Consider the following 16,451-nt stretch of genomic DNA (forward strand, 5'->3'; position numbering starts at 1 on the left):
ATCGCGAGGAAACGCTCATGCCAGATCCACGTGACAAAGCTGGCGCCTCACCACCGCCAACCCTCGGCGAGGGCTGCCTGGCCCGCTATGACCCCGAGGCCCTGAGCGACGCCGACGGCACCGACTTCCCCGGTGCAGCCGAACTCTGGCAGCAACTCAACCCGCCTGACGCCGCCAACGCTCCAGCAGCGGGCGTGCCAGCAAACAAGCGAACACCGGCCCACCCGCCAGCAGATAAAAGTAGTAAGTGACCGCGCGCCAGATAACGATCGCTGCGGCCGCTGTCGAACTGCCCACCAAGGGTGTAAGCAGGCTTGCCGAGGTCAATTCGGCGGCACCTGCGCCCCCCGGCAACAGGCTGAACTGGCCGGCGCTGAGCGAGAGCATCTGCACCAGGAAGCTGGGGATCCACGACAGCTCCACGCCCAACCCCTTCAGCACCAGGTACAGCACGCTGTAACGCAGCCCCCAGTGCGCGCAGGTCAGGGTGAAGACCAGTGCCAGCGTGCGCTTGGGCAGGCGCCAGGTTTGTGCCAGGGCGTCGATGAAGTGCAGCAGCTTGCGCGCCCAGCGGCGTTTACGCCCCGCAGACATCCCCAGGCGCTGTAACAGGCGACCGTTCAAGCGCATCAGCCCGCGCCGGTAGCGCAGCAGCCCCAGCACTACGACCAATGCCGCACACAGCAACAGTGCGCTGCCCAGCAACATGCTTTGCTGGCTGTGCCCCAGGCGGTGGAACAACGCATAGCCGGCGATCGCCAGCATCGCGCAGAAGAAAAACAGCAAGTCGTTCAACTGGTCCATGGCGAATACCGCACCGCTGCGCGCCGGGCCAATGCGGTCGCGCGCCAGCAAGGCCATGAGGGTCAGCGGGCCGCCGCTGCCGCCAGGGGTGGTACAGATGGCGAACTCGGTGGCCATGACCACGCCGAGGCTGCGCAGGTAACGCAGTTGTGCGCCTTGCTGGCCGAGCAGCAGGCGCAGGCGAATGGCGTTGATCACCCAGCACAGCACGATCATGCCCAGCAGCATCAGTAACAGGCCGGGGTCGAAGCGTTGCAGGCGCGGCAGCAGTTCGCTGCCGCCCAGCAGCGTCGGTACCAACACCGCGCCCAGCAGGGCCAGGCCTAGCCAGCCCAGGCGATTCATGCGCTGGCCTGGCGGTCTAGCCAGGCAGACTTGGTCAACGGCTCGCGGCCCTCTGCCAGCAGCGCCTGCAGGGTGTGTAGCCAGTAGTCGCGTGATACGCGGTGGCGCATGTCCACCGGGTGCAGGCCGAGGCGCAGGGTCTGCGCGCCACGCCAGCGTTGGCATTGCCAGTCGCAAAGCACCTTCGACACCCTGCGGCGCCAGGCGCTGCGTGCGCTCCACACCAGGCCGGGGGCCTCGATGGCGGTGAACTCAGGCAGGCGGTACAGGTGCTGCGGTGTGCTTGTGTAGCGCAGCGGCAATTGGCGCAGGGCCTGGCGCGTGCCTTCGCTCATCAGCCAGGCGGGGGCGATGAAGCCGGCAACCGGCCAGGCTTGCCGCTCGAACACTGCCAGGCCTTGTTCCAGGCGTGCTAGCGCCTGACGTTGATCCAACCCGTAGAATTCGCCTTCATGGGTATAGATGCGGCGCATGAAGAATGCGCCGGGGCTGCGCGGTGGCGCGCCGTCGTCAGCATGGTAGTAGCCATGCAGCGCCAGCTCATCACCCAGTGCCAGGCGCCGGTCGAGCAGGCGGCAGAACGTGGGCGAGCGGTGCAGGGGGTTGCGGTGGTGAAAGTCTGGCACCACCAGCCAGGTCATGGGCACACCGCCGATCTTGTCGACGGCTTCGACGAAGGGTTGGTAGTCGGGCCAGGTCTCGGGCGCGATGTCGTGCAGCACCAGCATCAGGCTGCGTGCTGCGCTGCCGGTTTCAGCCATGGGCCCGCGCCCGCGGTTGGTGGCCGAGCACGGCCTGGTAATGCTGCAGCAGGCCGGCGACCACGTTGTCCCATGAGTAGTGTTGCTCGACATGGCGGCGGGCTTGGGTGCCGAGGGTACGCACACCCTCTTCGAACACCTGGCGCACCGCCTGCGCCATCGCCGCCCCGTCATTGGCCTGGCACAGCCGCCCGCATTGTTCGTTGACGATCTCGCCAAAGGCACCGGCACGCACCGCCACCACTGGCGTCGCGCTGGCCATGGCTTCGAGAATGACCAGGCCAAAGGTTTCCTGGTCGCCGGCATGCACCAGCAGGTCGGCACTGGCCATCAGCCTGGCGACCTCTTGTGGCGGGCAGAAATGGTCGATCACGCTGACGTTCTGCGGCACATTCACAGGCATGTTGGAGCCCACCAGCAACAGGTGGTAGGGCCGCCCCAGGCGCTGCATGCAGTCGAGCAGAACCGGCAGGTTCTTTTCCCGCGAGCCACGGCCGGCGTAGATCAGCAGGCGGCTGGTGTCGGCAATCCCAAGTTCCGCGCGCAGGTGCGGGTCGCGGTGGTCGGGGTTGAAGGTGGCCAGGTCTACACCCAGGCGCTGCACATGCACATCGCGGATGCCCAGCCGGCGCAGTTTGTCGGCCATCACCTGGCTGGGGGCCAGCACCCGGTCGAAGTTGCCGTACAGTTTGCTGACGTAGGCTTCGACATTGGGCGTGAACCAATTGCCCATGCGGTTGCTGACCAGCAGCGGCAGGTCGGAATGGTAGAAGCCAATCACCGGCACATCGAGCTGGCGGCGTGCCTCCAGGGCAGCCCAAGCGGTCAGGTACGGGTCGCCGACTTCGATCAGGTCGGGTTTGAGGCTGCGCAGTACATTGCACCAAGGCGCCAGGCGCACCGGGAAGCGGTAGCCATTGCCAAAGGGCAGGGGAGGGGCCGGCACCTGGTAGATGCCATCGGTGTGTTGCGCGCTGGCGCCGGGGATCAACAAGCTGTGGCGCACGCCTTGGATGGCATCGAGGCGGCGGTGTTTGGCATCAAGGTAGGTACGTACGCCACCACTGGCGGGGGCGTAGAACATGGTGATGTCGGCAATGTGCACGATCAGCATCCCTCCGGGATCGTCTTCGGGTCTGTCATCCGGCCGTAATGGGTCGGCGATGACGCGCCTAAAGGTTGACCTACCAGAAGGATAGTTTGTTCGATCGAGGTTGGGCTGGTTGCTGCGGGCTTGTAGGCGCAGCCTTGTGTTGCGAAGAGGTCGGCACGGACGCTACAGCTTTGTGGGCTGAGCTGGCCTCTTCGCAGCGCAAGGCTGCGCCTACAGGGGGCTATTGAACCGTCATTAGATGCGGAAGCTGCCCACCAGGTGTTTCAGGCGCGAAGCCTGTTGCTCCAGGTCCGAACACGCGCGCAGGGTGGCCTGCAGGTTTTCGACACCTTCCTGGTTGAGCATGTTGATCTCGTTGATGTCCATGTTGATCGCCTCGACCACGGCCGTCTGCTCTTCGGTGGCGGTGGCCACCGACTGGTTCATGCCGTCGATCTCGCCGATACGCACCGTCACGCTGTCCAGCCGCTCGCCGGCCTGGTTGGCGATCTGCACGCTGTCCTGGCTGTGGCGCTGGCTCTGGCCCATGGTGTCGACCGACTCGCGGGCACCGACCTGCAGTTCTTCGATCATGGTCTGCACCTGTTGTGCCGACTCTTGGGTGCGGTGTGCCAGGTTGCGCACCTCGTCGGCGACCACGGCAAAGCCACGCCCTGCTTCACCGGCGCGGGCGGCTTCGATCGCCGCGTTCAAGGCCAGCAGGTTGGTCTGCTGGGAGATGCTGGTGATGACTTCGAGAATCTGGCCGATGTTGACGGTCTTGCTGTTGAGCGTCTCGATGTGCGCACTGGAGGTGACGATCAGGTCGGACAGGCGGTTCATCGCGGCGATGTTGCGCTCGACCACCTGCTGGCCTTCTTCGGCCAGCAGCCGTGCGGAGCTGGCGTGTTGCGAAGCCTGGGCAGCATTGCCGGCGATTTCCTGTGCGGCGGCGCCCAGTTCGTTGATGGCGGCGGCGACGCTGTTGGTGCGGTTGGATTGCTCATCCGAGTTGGTCATCGACGAGTTCGAGGCGCTGATCACGCGCAGGGCCACTTCATTGACCTGCTCGGTGGCCGAGGACACTTCGCGGATGGAGCCGTGGATACGCTCGACGAAGCGGTTGAAGGCGCTGCCGAGCAGGCCGAATTCGTCGTGGTTGTGGATGCGCAGACGCTTGGTCAGGTCGCCTTCGCCTTCGGCGATGTCTTCCATGGCGCGGGTCATGGTCATCAACGGTTGCATCAGCACGCGAATCAGCAGGCCGAGCAGGCCGATGATGATGACCACCGCGACCAGCGTGGCGATCACCGCCGAGGTGCGGAAGGTGCTGAGCATGGAGAAGGCTTTGTCCTTGTCCACCGACAAGCCGATGTACCAGTTGGCCGAAGGCAGGCCTTTGATCGGGGTGAAGGTGAGCAGGCGGGTCTCGCCCTGGGCCTGGACTTCCGTCAGCTCACCGGACAGTTTCGGCGTGTGCTGAGGGAACAGGTCTGACAGCGATTTCATCACCAGGCTCTGGTCCGGGTGTACCAGGACTTTACCTTGGTCGTTGACCAGGAAGGCGTAGCCCATGCCGCCGAAGTTCAGCGAGTTGATGATCTGCACCAAGCCGTCGAGGGCCAGGTCGCCGCCGACCACGCCCACGCTGTTGGAGACCTTGCTGAGGATGCCGATGACCATCTTGTTGGTGGTCATGTCGATGTACGGTTCGGTCAACGTTGCGCCAGAGGCGTTCATGCCGTCCTTGTACCAGGGGCGGGTACGCGGGTCATAACCCTCAGGCATCTTGGCGTCCGGGCGCACGCTGAAGCCGCCATCGACCTTGCCCAGGTACACGGTGAGGAAGCTTGTGATCAGCGCATTCTGCCCCATCAGGGTTTCAGCGTCGTTGGGGGCCTGGGCAATGTTCTGTGCCAGGTTCTCCACCAGCTTTATACGGCCTTCGAACAGGTTGCGGATATTGGTCGAAGTCGACTCGCCCATTTCAGTCAGATAATTCTCCAGATCCTCTCTGATGGCATTACGCTGGAGATAATCGTTATAGAGGGTGAACAGGCTGAAGGCGAGTATCACGATCAGTGAGGCCGCCAAGAGAATCTTGTGGCTGAAACGAAGGCTTTTGCTCATGGAGTAATCGGTTCCGCTAAGGTTTTATCGGGCGTTCGCACGAATACATCTGCAAGACAGTGCAACATCCCGGGAAGTCCTAGTTGGGTTGTTACTGTGTTCTAGGCGAATATCACCCCGAGGTATCGGCCGATACGCGGCAAAGCTTGAGAAGAGGATGAAAGAAGATGTCGGATTCTTCGCAAATAGTTGTAGGGGCCGGCCTTGATGGTCAGCCTGTCAATCAAGCCATGCGCCTCGCCAACCGTCACGGCCTGGTGGCCGGCGCCACGGGCACCGGCAAGACGGTCACCTTGCAGCACCTGGCCGAGGTGTTCAGTGATGCGGGCGTGGCAGTGTTCGCGGCCGATGTAAAAGGCGACCTGTGCGGCCTGGGTGCGGCGGGCGCACCGCAGGGCAAGGTGGCCGAACGCATTGCCGGCATGCCGTGGTTGGGGCATACGCCGCAGGCTTATCCGGTAAGCCTGTGGGATATCGCCGGGCAGTCCGGCCACCCCTTGCGCACGACCCTCAGCGAAATGGGGCCGCTGCTGCTGGGTAACCTGCTGGAACTGACCGACAGCCAGCAGGCAGCCTTGTATGCGGCATTCAAGGTGGCCGACCGTGAAGGCCTGCTGTTGCTCGACCTCAAGGACCTCAAGGCGCTGCTGGCGCACCTGAAGGACAACCCGCAGATGCTGGGTGAAGACAGCGCGCTGATGACCAGTGCCTCCACCCAGGCCTTGCTGCGTCGCCTGGCGACCCTCGAGCAGCAAGGTGCCGAGGCGCTGTTCGGTGAGCCCGCGTTGCAACTCGAAGACTTGCTGCGGCCTGGCAGTGACGGCCGTGGGCGCATCCACCTGCTCGATGCCAGCCGGCTGGTGCATGAAGCGCCGAAGGTGTATGCAACCTTCCTGCTGTGGCTGTTGGCGGAGTTGTTCGAACAGTTGCCTGAGCGCGGCGATGCCGACAAGCCAGTACTGGCGCTGTTCTTCGATGAAGCGCACTTGCTGTTCAATGGCACGCCCAAGGCGTTGCAGGACCGCCTGGAGCAGGTGGTTCGGCTGATTCGCTCCAAGGGCGTGGGGGTCTACTTCGTGACCCAGTCGCCAGGTGATCTACCCGATGCGGTGCTGGCCCAATTGGGTTTGCGCATCCAGCATGGTTTGCGTGCGTTCACCGCAAAAGAGCAGAAGTCGCTGCGGGCCGTGGCCGATGGTTTCCGCCCCAACCCCGCATTCGACAGCCTGGCGGTGCTGACCGAGCTGGGTATTGGTGAAGCGTTGGTCGGTACGCTGGAAGAGAAGGGCACCCCCGCCATGGTGCAGCGGGTGCTGATTGCGCCGCCGCAGTCGCGTATCGGGCCATTGAGTGCGGCTGAGCGCACTGCGTTGATTACCTCGTCACCGCTGGCCGGGCGTTATGACAAGCCGGTGGACCGTGAATCGGCTTATGAAATGCTCACTCAGCGCAAAGGTGAGCCTGTCGAGCCAGCGCCAGTGCCGAAGGCCGATGAAGAGAGCTTTGCCGACAAGGCTGGCGATTTTTTGCAGAGTGCTGCGGGGCAGGCGATCAAGTCCGCCGTGCGGCAGGCGGCCAATCAGTTGGGTCGGCAATTGGTGCGCGGGCTGATGGGGTCGTTATTGGGGGGCAAGAAGCGCTAGCAGCGCCACGCACTGCAGGAGCAGCCTTGCGCTGCGAAGAGGCCGGTACAGCCCATGAAGCTGTAGTGCCTTTGCCGATGTATTCGCAGCGCAAGGCTGCTCCTACAGGGGCGCGCTAATATGAAAAAGGCGCCCGAAGGCGCCTTTTTCTACAGCGGTGTCGCTCAGCCGATTGCCTTGGACGCCAGCCAGAACAGGCCAGCTGCCAAGCCCATCGAGGCAGGCAGGGTCAGGATCCACGCCAGCAGGATGGTCTTCACGGTGCCGCCTTGCAGGCCGCTCTTGTTGGCGACCATGGTACCGGCCACGCCGGACGACAACACGTGGGTGGTCGATACCGGCAGGCTGAACACGTTGGCCATGCCGATGGCACAGGCCGCGGTGATCTGCGCCGACATGCCCTGGGCGTAGGTCATGCCCTGCTTGCCGATCTTCTCGCCAACGGTCAGAACCACGCGCTTCCAGCCGACCATGGTACCCAGGCCCAAGGCCAGGGCAACGGCCACGATCACCCAGAACGGTGCGTATTCGGTGGTGGCGGTGAGGTCTTTGCGCAGCTTCTCCAGGTCTGCCTTTTCACGGGCATCCAGGCCTGGCAGCTTGCCGACCTTTTTCGCCGTGTCATCCAGGCAGAGCAGGTAGCGGCGAACTTCCACGCGCTTCTCGGCATCCAGGGTGTGGTAGTCGGTCACGCCCTTGAGCGAGGCCTGCAGAGCGGCGATGGTCGGCTCGGTCTGCTGCGGGTTGCAGCTGAACTGCTCCGGCAGGTCGCTGGCCTTGGCCTTGCCCAATGCCAGGAACTCACCCAGGGTGGCGGCATTGCGCTCGTAGAACTGGCTCATGTGCAAGGTGGCGTCGCGGGTGCGTTCGATCTGATAGGTGGTGCTGTTCAGGTCGAGCACGAACTTGGCCGGTACGATACCGATCAGCACCAGCATGATCAGGCCAATGCCTTTCTGGCCATCGTTGGAGCCGTGCACGAAGCTCACGCCCATGGCCGAAATCACCAGTACCAGGCGGTTCCAGAACGGCGGGTGCTTCTTGTCGTCGAGCTTGCGGCGCTGTTCAGGCGTCTTGTGCATCTTCGACAGCGGACGCCACCATTTAAGGCCGATCAGCACCAGCGCAGCGACCGCGAAGCCGGCCATGGGCGAGACCACCAGCGACATGGCGATGTCGATCGCCTTCTGCCAGTTGACGCCATCGCCCAGCGGGATGTCGTTGATCAGGGCGTTGGCCAGGCCAACACCGAGGATCGAGCCGATCAGCGTGTGCGAACTGGAAGCCGGGATACCGAAGTACCAGGTGCCCAGGTTCCAGGTGATGGCCGCAGCCAACAGCGAGAAGACCATGGCCAGGCCGTGTCCGGTGTTCACATTGATCAGCAGCTCTACCGGCAGCAGGTGAACGATGGCATAGGCCACCCCGACACCACCGAGCAGAACGCCGAGGAAGTTGAACACGCCGGAGAAGAACACGGCGAGGTGCGGCGGCATGGCTTTGGTATAGATGACGGTAGCTACCGCGTTGGCGGTGTCATGAAAGCCATTGATGAACTCGAAGGCGAGTACGAAGGTCAAGGCGAGCAGGAGGCTCACCAACACCCAGGCATCCAGTCCGCTGAATAAATCGATCATGAAGGTTGTCTGGCGGTCTTAGGGGGGCGGGATTATGCCAGAAAATATTGGCAATCGATGCACCTGCTACAGACCAATAGCACGCACTGTGACGCAGCCTTCACGCGCTTGCCAACGCTTGCATGAACAGTAGCGTCCGCAAAAAAGCGTGAAATATTCAAAAAATCGGCAAATGTCTGGGAAATAATCGACGCTTGACTGATTCAAACGGCCGTATGAAATTTGTGTAATTCCATTTCATCATCGACCTCTGAGTAAAGATCGACCGCGCCCGGGCAGGCCGGGCGACGACGCGGAAGGCGGAACGTTGCGCTTACGGCTTGTCGCTGCGCAGTTCCTTTTCCATTTTTTCCAGTTCCTGGTTGAACGCCTGGTCACGCACGCTGGCGCGCTTGCGCCACGGTTTGCGTTCGGGGTCCGGTTGGGCGGCGTAAGTGGTCACTTCACCACCGTAAACATCCTTGTAACGTTCAGCCTGGCGCTCGAGTTCTGCGCGCAGTTCATCTTTCGTCACAGTAGTACCTGAGTAAGTTGAATTAAGACTGTTGTTTTAGCTGTACAGCATGCCCCTGCGCATACAAAGGATGCCACAGGGAAAGCAGAGGGGGTGCCATACAGAACCTGCACATGCGTGGGTTGCCCGTAAGTGCTGGAGACAGCGGTGTGTTCCATTACCACAGCAACAAGGCGTACAACCCAATCGATTATAGCAACCGATAATTCTTCGAACAGGGATATTTACCAAAGCCTGACATGCCCGTCGAAGTAGTTGGGCTCAATGGGTAACGCGTCACACCGTGCGTATAACTTTGAAAGGAGTGAGCGGCAAAAGTTCGTCGCCCAGCCATGGCGAGCGCAGAAAGTAAAACGGCCTCGCACAAGGCGAGGCCGTTGCCTGGGACTTCTACGGTGGGTACCTGACCAGTCTCTCCAAAGAAGCCACAAAGTGGCATGAGAAAGGTATAAGCAAAAGTGTCAGCGGTCAATTGCGATTATCGGCCGTTCGTTCGATAATCGCACGAACCAGCGTTTTTTTTGAGGTGAGCGATGAGCGACGAAACAGCGGCCAACGAATCTGCCAACCCAGAGTCGGCACGCCCTGCCGCACCCGCCCTGGCGCCGCCGATCGTGGCGTCGCCGGCCAAGCGTATTCAGGCGTTTACTGGCGACCCGGATTTCATGACCTCCCTCGCGCGTGGGCTGGCGGTTATCCAGGCGTTTCAGGAGCGCAAGCGCCACCTGACCATCGCCCAGATCAGTCACCGCACCGAAATCCCTCGCGCAGCCGTGCGCCGTTGCCTGCATACCTTGATCAAGCTGGGCTATGCGACGACTGACGGGCGCACGTATTCACTGTTGCCCAAGGTGCTGACCCTGGGCCATGCCTACCTGTCGTCGACGCCATTGGCGATTTCTGCGCAGCCGTACCTGGACCGCATCAGTGACCAACTGCACGAGGCGGCCAACATGGCCACCCTCGAAGGTGACGACATCCTTTATATAGCCCGATCGGCGACTGTGGAGCGGTTGATCTCGGTCGACCTGTCGGTAGGCGGGCGCTTGCCGGCCTACTGCACGTCGATGGGGCGCATCTTGCTGGCGGCGATGGACGACACCAGCCTGCGCGAGTACCTCGACCGGGCTGACCTCAAGCCGCGTACCAGCCGCACCTTGCACGATGCCGAATCGTTGTTTGCCTGCATTCAGCAAGTACGAGCCCAGGGCTGGTGCGTGGTGGACCAGGAGCTGGAGCAAGGGCTGCGTTCCATCGCCGTGCCGATATATGACGCTTCGGGGCAGGTGCTGGCTGCATTGAACGTCAGCACCCACGTCGGGCGTGTCACGCGCAGCGAACTGGAGCAGCGCTTCTTGCCGATCCTGCTGGCAGCCAGTCGAGACCTTTGCCATCAATTGTTTGGTTGATGCCGCGCAAGGGAGGGCCGCTGAGCGCCCTTCCTGCCCCGTTATCGAGCACGGAAGCCTTTCCTGTTCGATAAACGCACAATGTCGTGCTCAGTGAATTGCGTCGTCCCGGTAGGCTGATTAATGTCTCTCGCAACGGTCGGCTTTGCCGACCGAACAAGAAAAACATGTGAGGCACATACCATGACTACTGTCCCATCGCTGCCGCGGCCGCACCCGCTCGCAGCACTGTTGTATCCAGGCTGACGCAGGCCGCCATCCTCCTATTATCAAACCCTGTACTTGCGCGCTGAGTGCAGTGGCATGGCCGTGCCCTAATTCTGGATAACAACAATGAACCAACCGCAAACCAACGTCGGCAAATGCCTCGACGTCCAGTCGTTCATCAACGACCAGCCGCTGTCCCGCTATCAATGGCGTGTCGTGCTGCTGTGTTTTCTGATCGTTTTCCTCGATGGCCTGGACACTGCCGCCATGGGCTTCATCGCCCCGGCCTTGTCGCAGGAGTGGGGCATCGACCGCGCCAGCCTCGGCCCGGTCATGAGTGCCGCGTTGATCGGCATGGTGTTCGGCGCACTGGGCTCAGGCCCGCTGGCCGACCGTTTTGGGCGTAAAGGCGTGCTGGTGGCTGCCGTGCTGGTGTTCGGCGGCTTCAGCCTGGCCTCGGCCTACGCGACCAATGTCGACCAGTTGCTGGTTCTGCGCTTCCTCACCGGGCTTGGCCTGGGTGCAGGTATGCCCAATGCGACGACGCTGCTGTCCGAGTACACCCCTGAGCGGCTCAAATCGCTGCTGGTGACCAGCATGTTCTGCGGCTTCAACCTGGGCATGGCGGGCGGTGGGTTTATCTCCGCGAAGATGATCCCGGCGTATGGCTGGCATAGCCTGCTGGTGATCGGTGGCGTGCTGCCGCTGTTGCTGGCGGTGGTGCTGCTGGTCTGGTTGCCGGAGTCGGCACGCTTCCTGGTAGTGCGTAATCGCGGTACGGATAAAGTCCGCAAAACCCTGGCGCCGATTGCGCCGCAGGTAGTGGCCCAGGCGGCCAGCTTCAGCGTGCCGGAGCAAAAGGCGGTGGCGGCGCGCAACGTATTCGCGGTCATCTTCTCGGGCACCTACGGCCTGGGCACGATGTTGCTGTGGCTGACTTACTTCATGGGCTTGGTGATTGTCTATCTGTTGACCAGCTGGCTGCCGACCCTGATGCGTGACAGCGGGGCCAGCATGGAGCAGGCGGCGTTCATTGGCGCACTGTTCCAGTTTGGCGGCGTGCTGAGCGCAGTCGGGGTGGGCTGGGCCATGGATCGCTTCAACCCGCACAAGGTCATCGGCATTTTCTACCTGCTGGCCGGGGTGTTTGCCTACGCAGTTGGGCAGAGCCTGGGCAACATCACCCTGCTCGCCACCCTGGTGCTGGTCGCTGGTATGTGCGTCAACGGGGCGCAGTCGGCCATGCCGTCGCTGGCTGCCCGCTTCTACCCAACCCAAGGGCGTGCCACGGGCGTTTCGTGGATGCTGGGCATCGGCCGCTTTGGCGCGATTCTCGGCGCCTGGAGTGGTGCGACGCTGCTGGGCCTGGGCTGGAATTTCGAACAGGTGCTGACAGCGCTGCTGGTGCCGGCGGCATTGGCGACGGTGGGTGTGGTCGTGAAAGGACTGGTCAGCCACGCGGACGCGACCTGAGTGACGAAGGGGGCCGCTTTGCGGCCCATTCGCAGCACAAGGCTGCTCCTACAGTAGAAATACATAAATGGTTCGATAATCGCACATAAGGTCGATTATCGGATTGTAAGGGACCTACCAGTCTCCTTAATCTGAACGCACTGATGAACCCTGACCGGGAGTCTCCAAAGCGAGCCGGCACCCCATGAATTCGCTGTCGCTGCGGTTCATTCGGGGGCCAATCCGCGAGCAGATCGTTGCGGCCATCCGCTGGGCGATCCGCTTTGCCGGCGACGTGCAGACCACCACCGAATCCACCCGAATCGAGATGTCCGCCTTACGCGACCTCGAAGCCCATACCGCCGCGGCCCATGGCCAGATGGCAGGAGAAGCCAAATGCGCGACGTATTCATCTGTGACGCCATCCGCACCCCGATCGGCCGCTTCGGCGGCGCCCTGGCCGGCGTGCGCGCCGATGACCTGGCGGCAGTGCCGCTGAAGGCGCTGATCGAGCGTAACCCTTCGGTGCAGTGGGATCAGGTCGACGAAGTGTTCTTCGGCTGTGCCAACCAGGCCGGTGAAGACAACCGCAACGTGGCGCGCATGGCGCTGCTGCTGGCGGGCCTGCCCGAGAGCATTCCTGGCGTGACCCTGAACCGCCTGTGCGCATCGGGCATGGATGCCATCGGCACGGCGTTCCGCGCGATTGCCAGTGGCGAAATGGAATTGGCCATCGCCGGTGGCGTCGAGTCGATGTCGCGTGCCCCCTTCGTCATGGGCAAGGCCGAAAGCGGCTACTCGCGCAACATGAAGCTTGAAGACACCACCATCGGCTGGCGTTTCATCAACCCGCTGATGAAGAGCCAGTACGGCGTCGATTCGATGCCGGAAACCGCTGATAACGTCGCTGACGATTACCAGGTGTCCCGCGCCGACCAAGATGCATTCGCCCTGCGCAGCCAGCAAAAGGCCGCCGCGGCCCAGGCAGCCGGCTTCTTCGCCGAAGAGATCGTGCCGGTGCGCATTGCCCACAAGAAGGGCGAAACTATCGTCGAGCGTGATGAACACCTGCGCCCGGAAACCACCCTGGAAGCATTGACCAAGCTCAAGCCGGTCAATGGCCCGGACAAGACAGTCACCGCAGGCAACGCGTCGGGTGTCAACGACGGTGCTGCGGCACTCATCCTGGCCTCGGCGGAAGCGGTGAAGAAACACGGCCTGACCCCACGTGCCCGGGTACTGGGCATGGCCAGCGGCGGCGTGGCTCCTCGAGTCATGGGCATTGGCCCGGTGCCAGCGGTGCGCAAGCTGACCGAGCGCTTGGGTGTGGCGATGAGCGACTTCGACGTGATCGAGCTGAACGAAGCGTTCGCCAGCCAAGGCCTGGCCGTGCTGCGTGAGCTGGGTGTGGCCGATGATGCGCCGCAGGTGAACCCCAATGGTGGCGCGATTGCCCTGGGCCACCCGCTGGGCATGAGTGGCGCGCGCCTGGTGCTGACGGCGTTGCATCAGTTGGAGAAGAGTGGCGGGCGTAAAGGCCTGGCGACCATGTGTGTGGGGGTAGGCCAAGGTTTGGCGTTGGCCATCGAGCGGGTTTGATCAGGCTCGGCCTCTTCGCGGGTAAACCCGCTCCCACAGGGATCCACGCAATCCTCTGTGGGAGCGGGTTTACCCGCGAAGAGGCCGGATCTATGAGACACAAGGCTAATGGCCAGCCGCGCAGCGGAACGAGTGTGTTACTAGGTATGTCTAGACTTACCTAGGACCCTCCAGGAGTAAAACCTCATGACCTCAACCTATTACACCGGCGAAGAACGCAGCAAGCGGATCTTCGCGATCGTCGGTGCCTCTTCAGGCAACCTGGTGGAATGGTTCGACTTCTACGTCTACGCCTTCTGCGCGATCTACTTCGCCCCGGCCTTCTTCCCCTCCGACGACCCCACTGTGCAGTTGCTCAACACCGCCGGTGTGTTCGCAGCGGGCTTCCTGATGCGCCCCATTGGTGGCTGGATCTTTGGCCGCCTGGCCGACCGCCATGGCCGCAAGAATTCCCTGATGATCTCGGTGCTGATGATGTGCGCCGGGTCCTTGATGATTGCCTGCCTGCCGACCTACGGCAGCATTGGTACCTGGGCGCCGGCGCTGCTATTGCTCGCCCGCTTGATCCAAGGCCTGTCGGTAGGTGGCGAGTACGGCACCACGGCGACCTACATGAGTGAAGTGGCTCTGCGCGGCCAGCGCGGTTTCTTCGCCTCGTTCCAATACGTGACCCTGATCGGCGGCCAGTTACTGGCGGTGCTGGTGGTGGTCATCCTGCAGCAGTTGCTGACCGAGGACGAACTGCGTGCCTGGGGCTGGCGTATTCCGTTCGTGGTCGGTGCCGTGGCCGCGCTGATCTCGCTGATGCTGCGTCGCTCGCTGCACGAAACCAGCAACGCCGAAACCCGCAATGACAAAGACGCCGGCTCGATCAGCGGCTTGTTCCGCAATCACGCCGCGGCGTTCATCACCGTGCTGGGGTACACCGCCGGCGGTTCGCTGATTTTCTACACCTTCACCACCTACATGCAGAAGTACCTGGTCAACACGGCCGGGATGAACGCCAAGAGCGCCAGCTATGTGATGACGGGGGCGCTGTTCCTGTTCATGATCCTGCAGCCGTTCTTCGGCATGCTGTCCGACCGTATCGGCCGGCGTAACTCGATGCTGCTGTTCGGCGCCTTGGGCACGCTGTTCACCGTGCCCCTGTTGATGGCGCTGAAGACCGTGACCAGCCCGTTCCTGGCGTTCGTGCTGATCAGCCTGGCCTTGTGTATCGTCAGTTTCTACACCTCGATCAGCGGCCTGGTAAAAGCGGAGATGTTCCCGCCGCAGGTGCGCGCACTGGGTGTGGGCCTTGCGTATGCGGTGGCCAACGCCATGTTCGGCGGGTCGGCTGAATACGTGGCCTTGGGCCTGAAGACCCTGGGCATGGAAAACACCTTCTACTGGTACGTGACGGCCATGATGGCGGTGGCCTTCTTGTTCAGCCTGCGCCTGCCGAAGCAGGCGGCGTACCTGCACCATGACGATTAAGGACCTGCAATGACGTACCGTGCGGACAACCAGCTGTTCGATGCCTACTTCACCGCGCCGGCCATGCGCGAGATTTTCTCCGACCGTGGCCGCCTGCAGGGCATGCTCGATTTCGAAGCCGCCCTGGCCCGCGCCGAAGCGGCCGCCGGGCTGGTGCCGCACAGTGCGGTGGCGGCCATCGAGGCGGCCTGCAAGGCTGAGCGTTACGACGCTGGCGCCCTGGCCGATGCCATTGCCAGTGCCGGCAACTCGGCGATCCCGTTGGTGAAGGCGCTGGGCAAAGTGATCGCCAGCGGCGTGCCCGAGGCCGAGCGCTACGTGCACCTGGGCGCCACCAGCCAGGACGCCATGGACACCGGGCTGGTGCTGCAACTGCGCGATGCCCTCGACCTGATCGAGGCAGACCTTGCTCAACTGGCCGATACCCTGGCGCGCCAGGCCTTGCACCATGCCGACACCCCGATGGTGGGGCGTACCTGGCTGCAACACGCCACGCCGGTCACCTTGGGCATGAAGCTGGCCGGTGTGCTGGGCGCGCTGACCCGTCATCGCCAGCGGCTTCAGGAGCTGCGCCCGCGCCTGCTGTGCCTGCAGTTCGGTGGTGCGTCCGGCAGCCTGGCTGCGTTGGGCAGCAAAGCCATGCCGGTGGCCGAGGGCCTGGCCGAGCAGCTCAAGCTGCACTTGCCCGAGCAACCCTGGCACACCCAGCGCGACCGGCTGGTGGAGTTTGCCTCGGTGCTGGGCCTGATCGCCGGTAGCCTCGGCAAGTTTGGCCGCGATGTCAGCCTGCTGATGCAGACCGAGGCGGGGGAGGTGTTCGAGCCTTCCGCGCCAGGCAAGGGTGGTTCGTCGACCATGCCGCACAAACGCAACCCGGTGGGTGCCGCCGTGCTGATCGGTGCCGCTACCCGCGTGCCGGGCCTGTTGTCGACCTTGTTCGCCGCCATGCCTCAAGAACATGAACGCAGCCTTGGCCTGTGGCATGCCGAGTGGGAAACCCTGCCGGATATCTGCTGCCTGGTTTCCGGCGCCCTGCGCCAGGCCCAGGTGATTGCCGAAGGCATGCAGGTCGATGCCGAACGTATGCGCCGCAACCTCGACCTGACCCAGGGGCTGGTGCTGGCCGAGGCGGTCAGCATCGTCCTGGCCCAGCGCCTGGGCCGTGATCGCGCCCACCATTTGCTCGAACAGTGCTGCCAGCGCGCCGTCGCCGAACAGCGCCACCTGCGTGCCGTGCTGGGTGACGAGCCGCAGGTCAGTGCCGAATTGTCGGCAGAAGAACTCGATCGCTTGCTCGACCCTGCCCATTACCTTGGCCAGGCCCGCGTCTGGGTGGCGCGCGCCGTGGCTGAACATCAACGTTTCACTGCCTGAAGGAGAC

The 16,451-nt window shown here is 62.9% G+C and carries 13 protein-coding genes and 2 pseudogenes; 8 read left to right on the top strand and 7 right to left on the bottom strand.

Going from position 1 to position 16,451, the window contains the following annotated elements:
- Positions 1-17: 17 nt before the first annotated feature.
- Positions 18-251 (top strand): hypothetical protein, encoded by a 234-nt coding sequence (locus AC5PZ0_RS04840; RefSeq protein ID WP_275747076.1) that lies wholly within the window; start codon positions 18-20, stop codon positions 249-251.
- Here the strand turns inward: AC5PZ0_RS04840 and gpgF are convergent.
- The 5 genes and pseudogenes from gpgF to AC5PZ0_RS04865 all read right to left on the bottom strand — a co-directional run.
- The gene (gene gpgF / locus AC5PZ0_RS04845; RefSeq protein ID WP_027594079.1) at positions 157-1,149 is read right to left on the bottom strand and encodes a glucosaminyl phosphatidylglycerol flippase; all 993 of its coding nucleotides are present in this window, start codon (positions 1,147-1,149) and stop codon (positions 157-159) included. The genes AC5PZ0_RS04840 and gpgF overlap by 95 nt on opposite strands.
- The gene (gene gpgD, locus AC5PZ0_RS04850; RefSeq protein ID WP_493854460.1) at positions 1,146-1,910 is read right to left on the bottom strand and encodes an N-acetylglucosaminyl phosphatidylglycerol deacetylase; all 765 of its coding nucleotides are present in this window, start codon (positions 1,908-1,910) and stop codon (positions 1,146-1,148) included. The genes gpgF and gpgD overlap by 4 nt, the downstream gene beginning before the upstream one ends.
- Positions 1,903-3,024 carry an N-acetylglucosaminyl phosphatidylglycerol synthase gene (gpgS, locus tag AC5PZ0_RS04855; protein WP_099455203.1) on the bottom strand — a complete coding sequence of 374 codons (1,122 nt, stop codon included), beginning with the start codon at positions 3,022-3,024 and terminating at the stop codon, positions 1,903-1,905. The genes gpgD and gpgS overlap by 8 nt, the downstream gene beginning before the upstream one ends.
- 234 nt (positions 3,025-3,258) lie before the next feature.
- On the bottom strand, positions 3,259-4,023 hold the full coding sequence (locus AC5PZ0_RS04860; RefSeq protein WP_371097681.1) for a methyl-accepting chemotaxis protein: 765 nt from the start codon (positions 4,021-4,023) through the stop codon (positions 3,259-3,261).
- A 93-nt stretch (positions 4,024-4,116) separates the two neighbouring features.
- Positions 4,117-5,133: pseudogene (locus AC5PZ0_RS04865) on the bottom strand (HAMP domain-containing protein); the annotation flags it as partial.
- A gap of 167 nt (positions 5,134-5,300) precedes the next feature.
- Between AC5PZ0_RS04865 and AC5PZ0_RS04870 the strand changes: the two are divergent.
- Complete coding sequence (locus AC5PZ0_RS04870) at positions 5,301-6,776, top strand: helicase HerA-like domain-containing protein (protein WP_027594083.1); 1,476 nt, start codon at positions 5,301-5,303, stop codon at positions 6,774-6,776.
- Positions 6,777-6,940: 164 nt separating this feature from the next.
- Here AC5PZ0_RS04870 and AC5PZ0_RS04875 read toward each other — a convergent pair whose 3' ends face one another.
- Complete coding sequence (locus AC5PZ0_RS04875) at positions 6,941-8,413, bottom strand: inorganic phosphate transporter (protein WP_027594084.1); 1,473 nt, start codon at positions 8,411-8,413, stop codon at positions 6,941-6,943.
- Positions 8,414-8,726: 313 nt separating this feature from the next.
- Positions 8,727-8,927, bottom strand: a complete 201-nt coding sequence (locus AC5PZ0_RS04880) for a hypothetical protein (protein ID WP_027594085.1) — start codon at positions 8,925-8,927, stop codon at positions 8,727-8,729.
- A 533-nt stretch (positions 8,928-9,460) separates the two neighbouring features.
- Between AC5PZ0_RS04880 and pcaR the strand changes: the two genes are divergently transcribed.
- The 6 genes and pseudogenes from pcaR to AC5PZ0_RS04910 all read left to right on the top strand — a co-directional run bounded on the left by pcaR (position 9,461) and on the right by AC5PZ0_RS04910 (position 16,444).
- On the top strand, positions 9,461-10,336 hold the full coding sequence (gene pcaR / locus AC5PZ0_RS04885) for a pca regulon transcriptional regulator PcaR (protein ID WP_050580745.1): 876 nt from the start codon (positions 9,461-9,463) through the stop codon (positions 10,334-10,336).
- Between the two features lie 333 nt (positions 10,337-10,669).
- Complete coding sequence (gene pcaK / locus AC5PZ0_RS04890) at positions 10,670-12,016, top strand: 4-hydroxybenzoate transporter PcaK (RefSeq protein ID WP_099430330.1); 1,347 nt, start codon at positions 10,670-10,672, stop codon at positions 12,014-12,016.
- A 177-nt stretch (positions 12,017-12,193) separates the two neighbouring features.
- Positions 12,194-12,389 (top strand): annotated as a pseudogene (locus AC5PZ0_RS04895) (CoA-transferase subunit beta); the annotation flags it as partial.
- Positions 12,390-12,391: 2 nt separating this feature from the next.
- Positions 12,392-13,594 (top strand): 3-oxoadipyl-CoA thiolase, encoded by a 1,203-nt coding sequence (pcaF, locus tag AC5PZ0_RS04900; RefSeq protein ID WP_099430329.1) that lies wholly within the window; start codon positions 12,392-12,394, stop codon positions 13,592-13,594.
- A gap of 186 nt (positions 13,595-13,780) precedes the next feature.
- Positions 13,781-15,070, top strand: coding sequence for an MFS family transporter (locus tag AC5PZ0_RS04905; protein WP_027594089.1), 1,290 nt, complete (start codon positions 13,781-13,783; stop codon positions 15,068-15,070).
- Positions 15,071-15,079: 9 nt separating this feature from the next.
- On the top strand, positions 15,080-16,444 hold the full coding sequence (locus tag AC5PZ0_RS04910) for a 3-carboxy-cis,cis-muconate cycloisomerase (RefSeq protein WP_027594090.1): 1,365 nt from the start codon (positions 15,080-15,082) through the stop codon (positions 16,442-16,444).
- Positions 16,445-16,451: the final 7 nt, after the last annotated feature.

It is taken from the genome of Pseudomonas sp. 5.2, assembly GCF_059025405.1.

Bases quoted from the DNA above. Each gene is read 5' to 3' on its own strand.
- AC5PZ0_RS04840 (WP_275747076.1), top strand. From the start codon at position 18: ATGCCAGATCCACGTGACAAAGCTGGCGCCTCACCACCGCCAACCCTC.
- gpgF (WP_027594079.1), bottom strand. From the start codon at position 1,149: ATGAATCGCCTGGGCTGGCTAGGCCTGGCCCTGCTGGGCGCGGTGTTG.
- gpgD (WP_493854460.1), bottom strand. From the start codon at position 1,910: ATGGCTGAAACCGGCAGCGCAGCACGCAGCCTGATGCTGGTGCTGCAC.
- gpgS (WP_099455203.1), bottom strand. From the start codon at position 3,024: ATGCTGATCGTGCACATTGCCGACATCACCATGTTCTACGCCCCCGCC.
- AC5PZ0_RS04860 (WP_371097681.1), bottom strand. From the start codon at position 4,023: ATGACCAACTCGGATGAGCAATCCAACCGCACCAACAGCGTCGCCGCC.
- AC5PZ0_RS04870 (WP_027594083.1), top strand. From the start codon at position 5,301: ATGTCGGATTCTTCGCAAATAGTTGTAGGGGCCGGCCTTGATGGTCAG.
- AC5PZ0_RS04875 (WP_027594084.1), bottom strand. From the start codon at position 8,413: ATGATCGATTTATTCAGCGGACTGGATGCCTGGGTGTTGGTGAGCCTC.
- pcaR (WP_050580745.1), top strand. From the start codon at position 9,461: ATGAGCGACGAAACAGCGGCCAACGAATCTGCCAACCCAGAGTCGGCA.
- pcaK (WP_099430330.1), top strand. From the start codon at position 10,670: ATGAACCAACCGCAAACCAACGTCGGCAAATGCCTCGACGTCCAGTCG.
- pcaF (WP_099430329.1), top strand. From the start codon at position 12,392: ATGCGCGACGTATTCATCTGTGACGCCATCCGCACCCCGATCGGCCGC.
- AC5PZ0_RS04905 (WP_027594089.1), top strand. From the start codon at position 13,781: ATGACCTCAACCTATTACACCGGCGAAGAACGCAGCAAGCGGATCTTC.
- AC5PZ0_RS04910 (WP_027594090.1), top strand. From the start codon at position 15,080: ATGACGTACCGTGCGGACAACCAGCTGTTCGATGCCTACTTCACCGCG.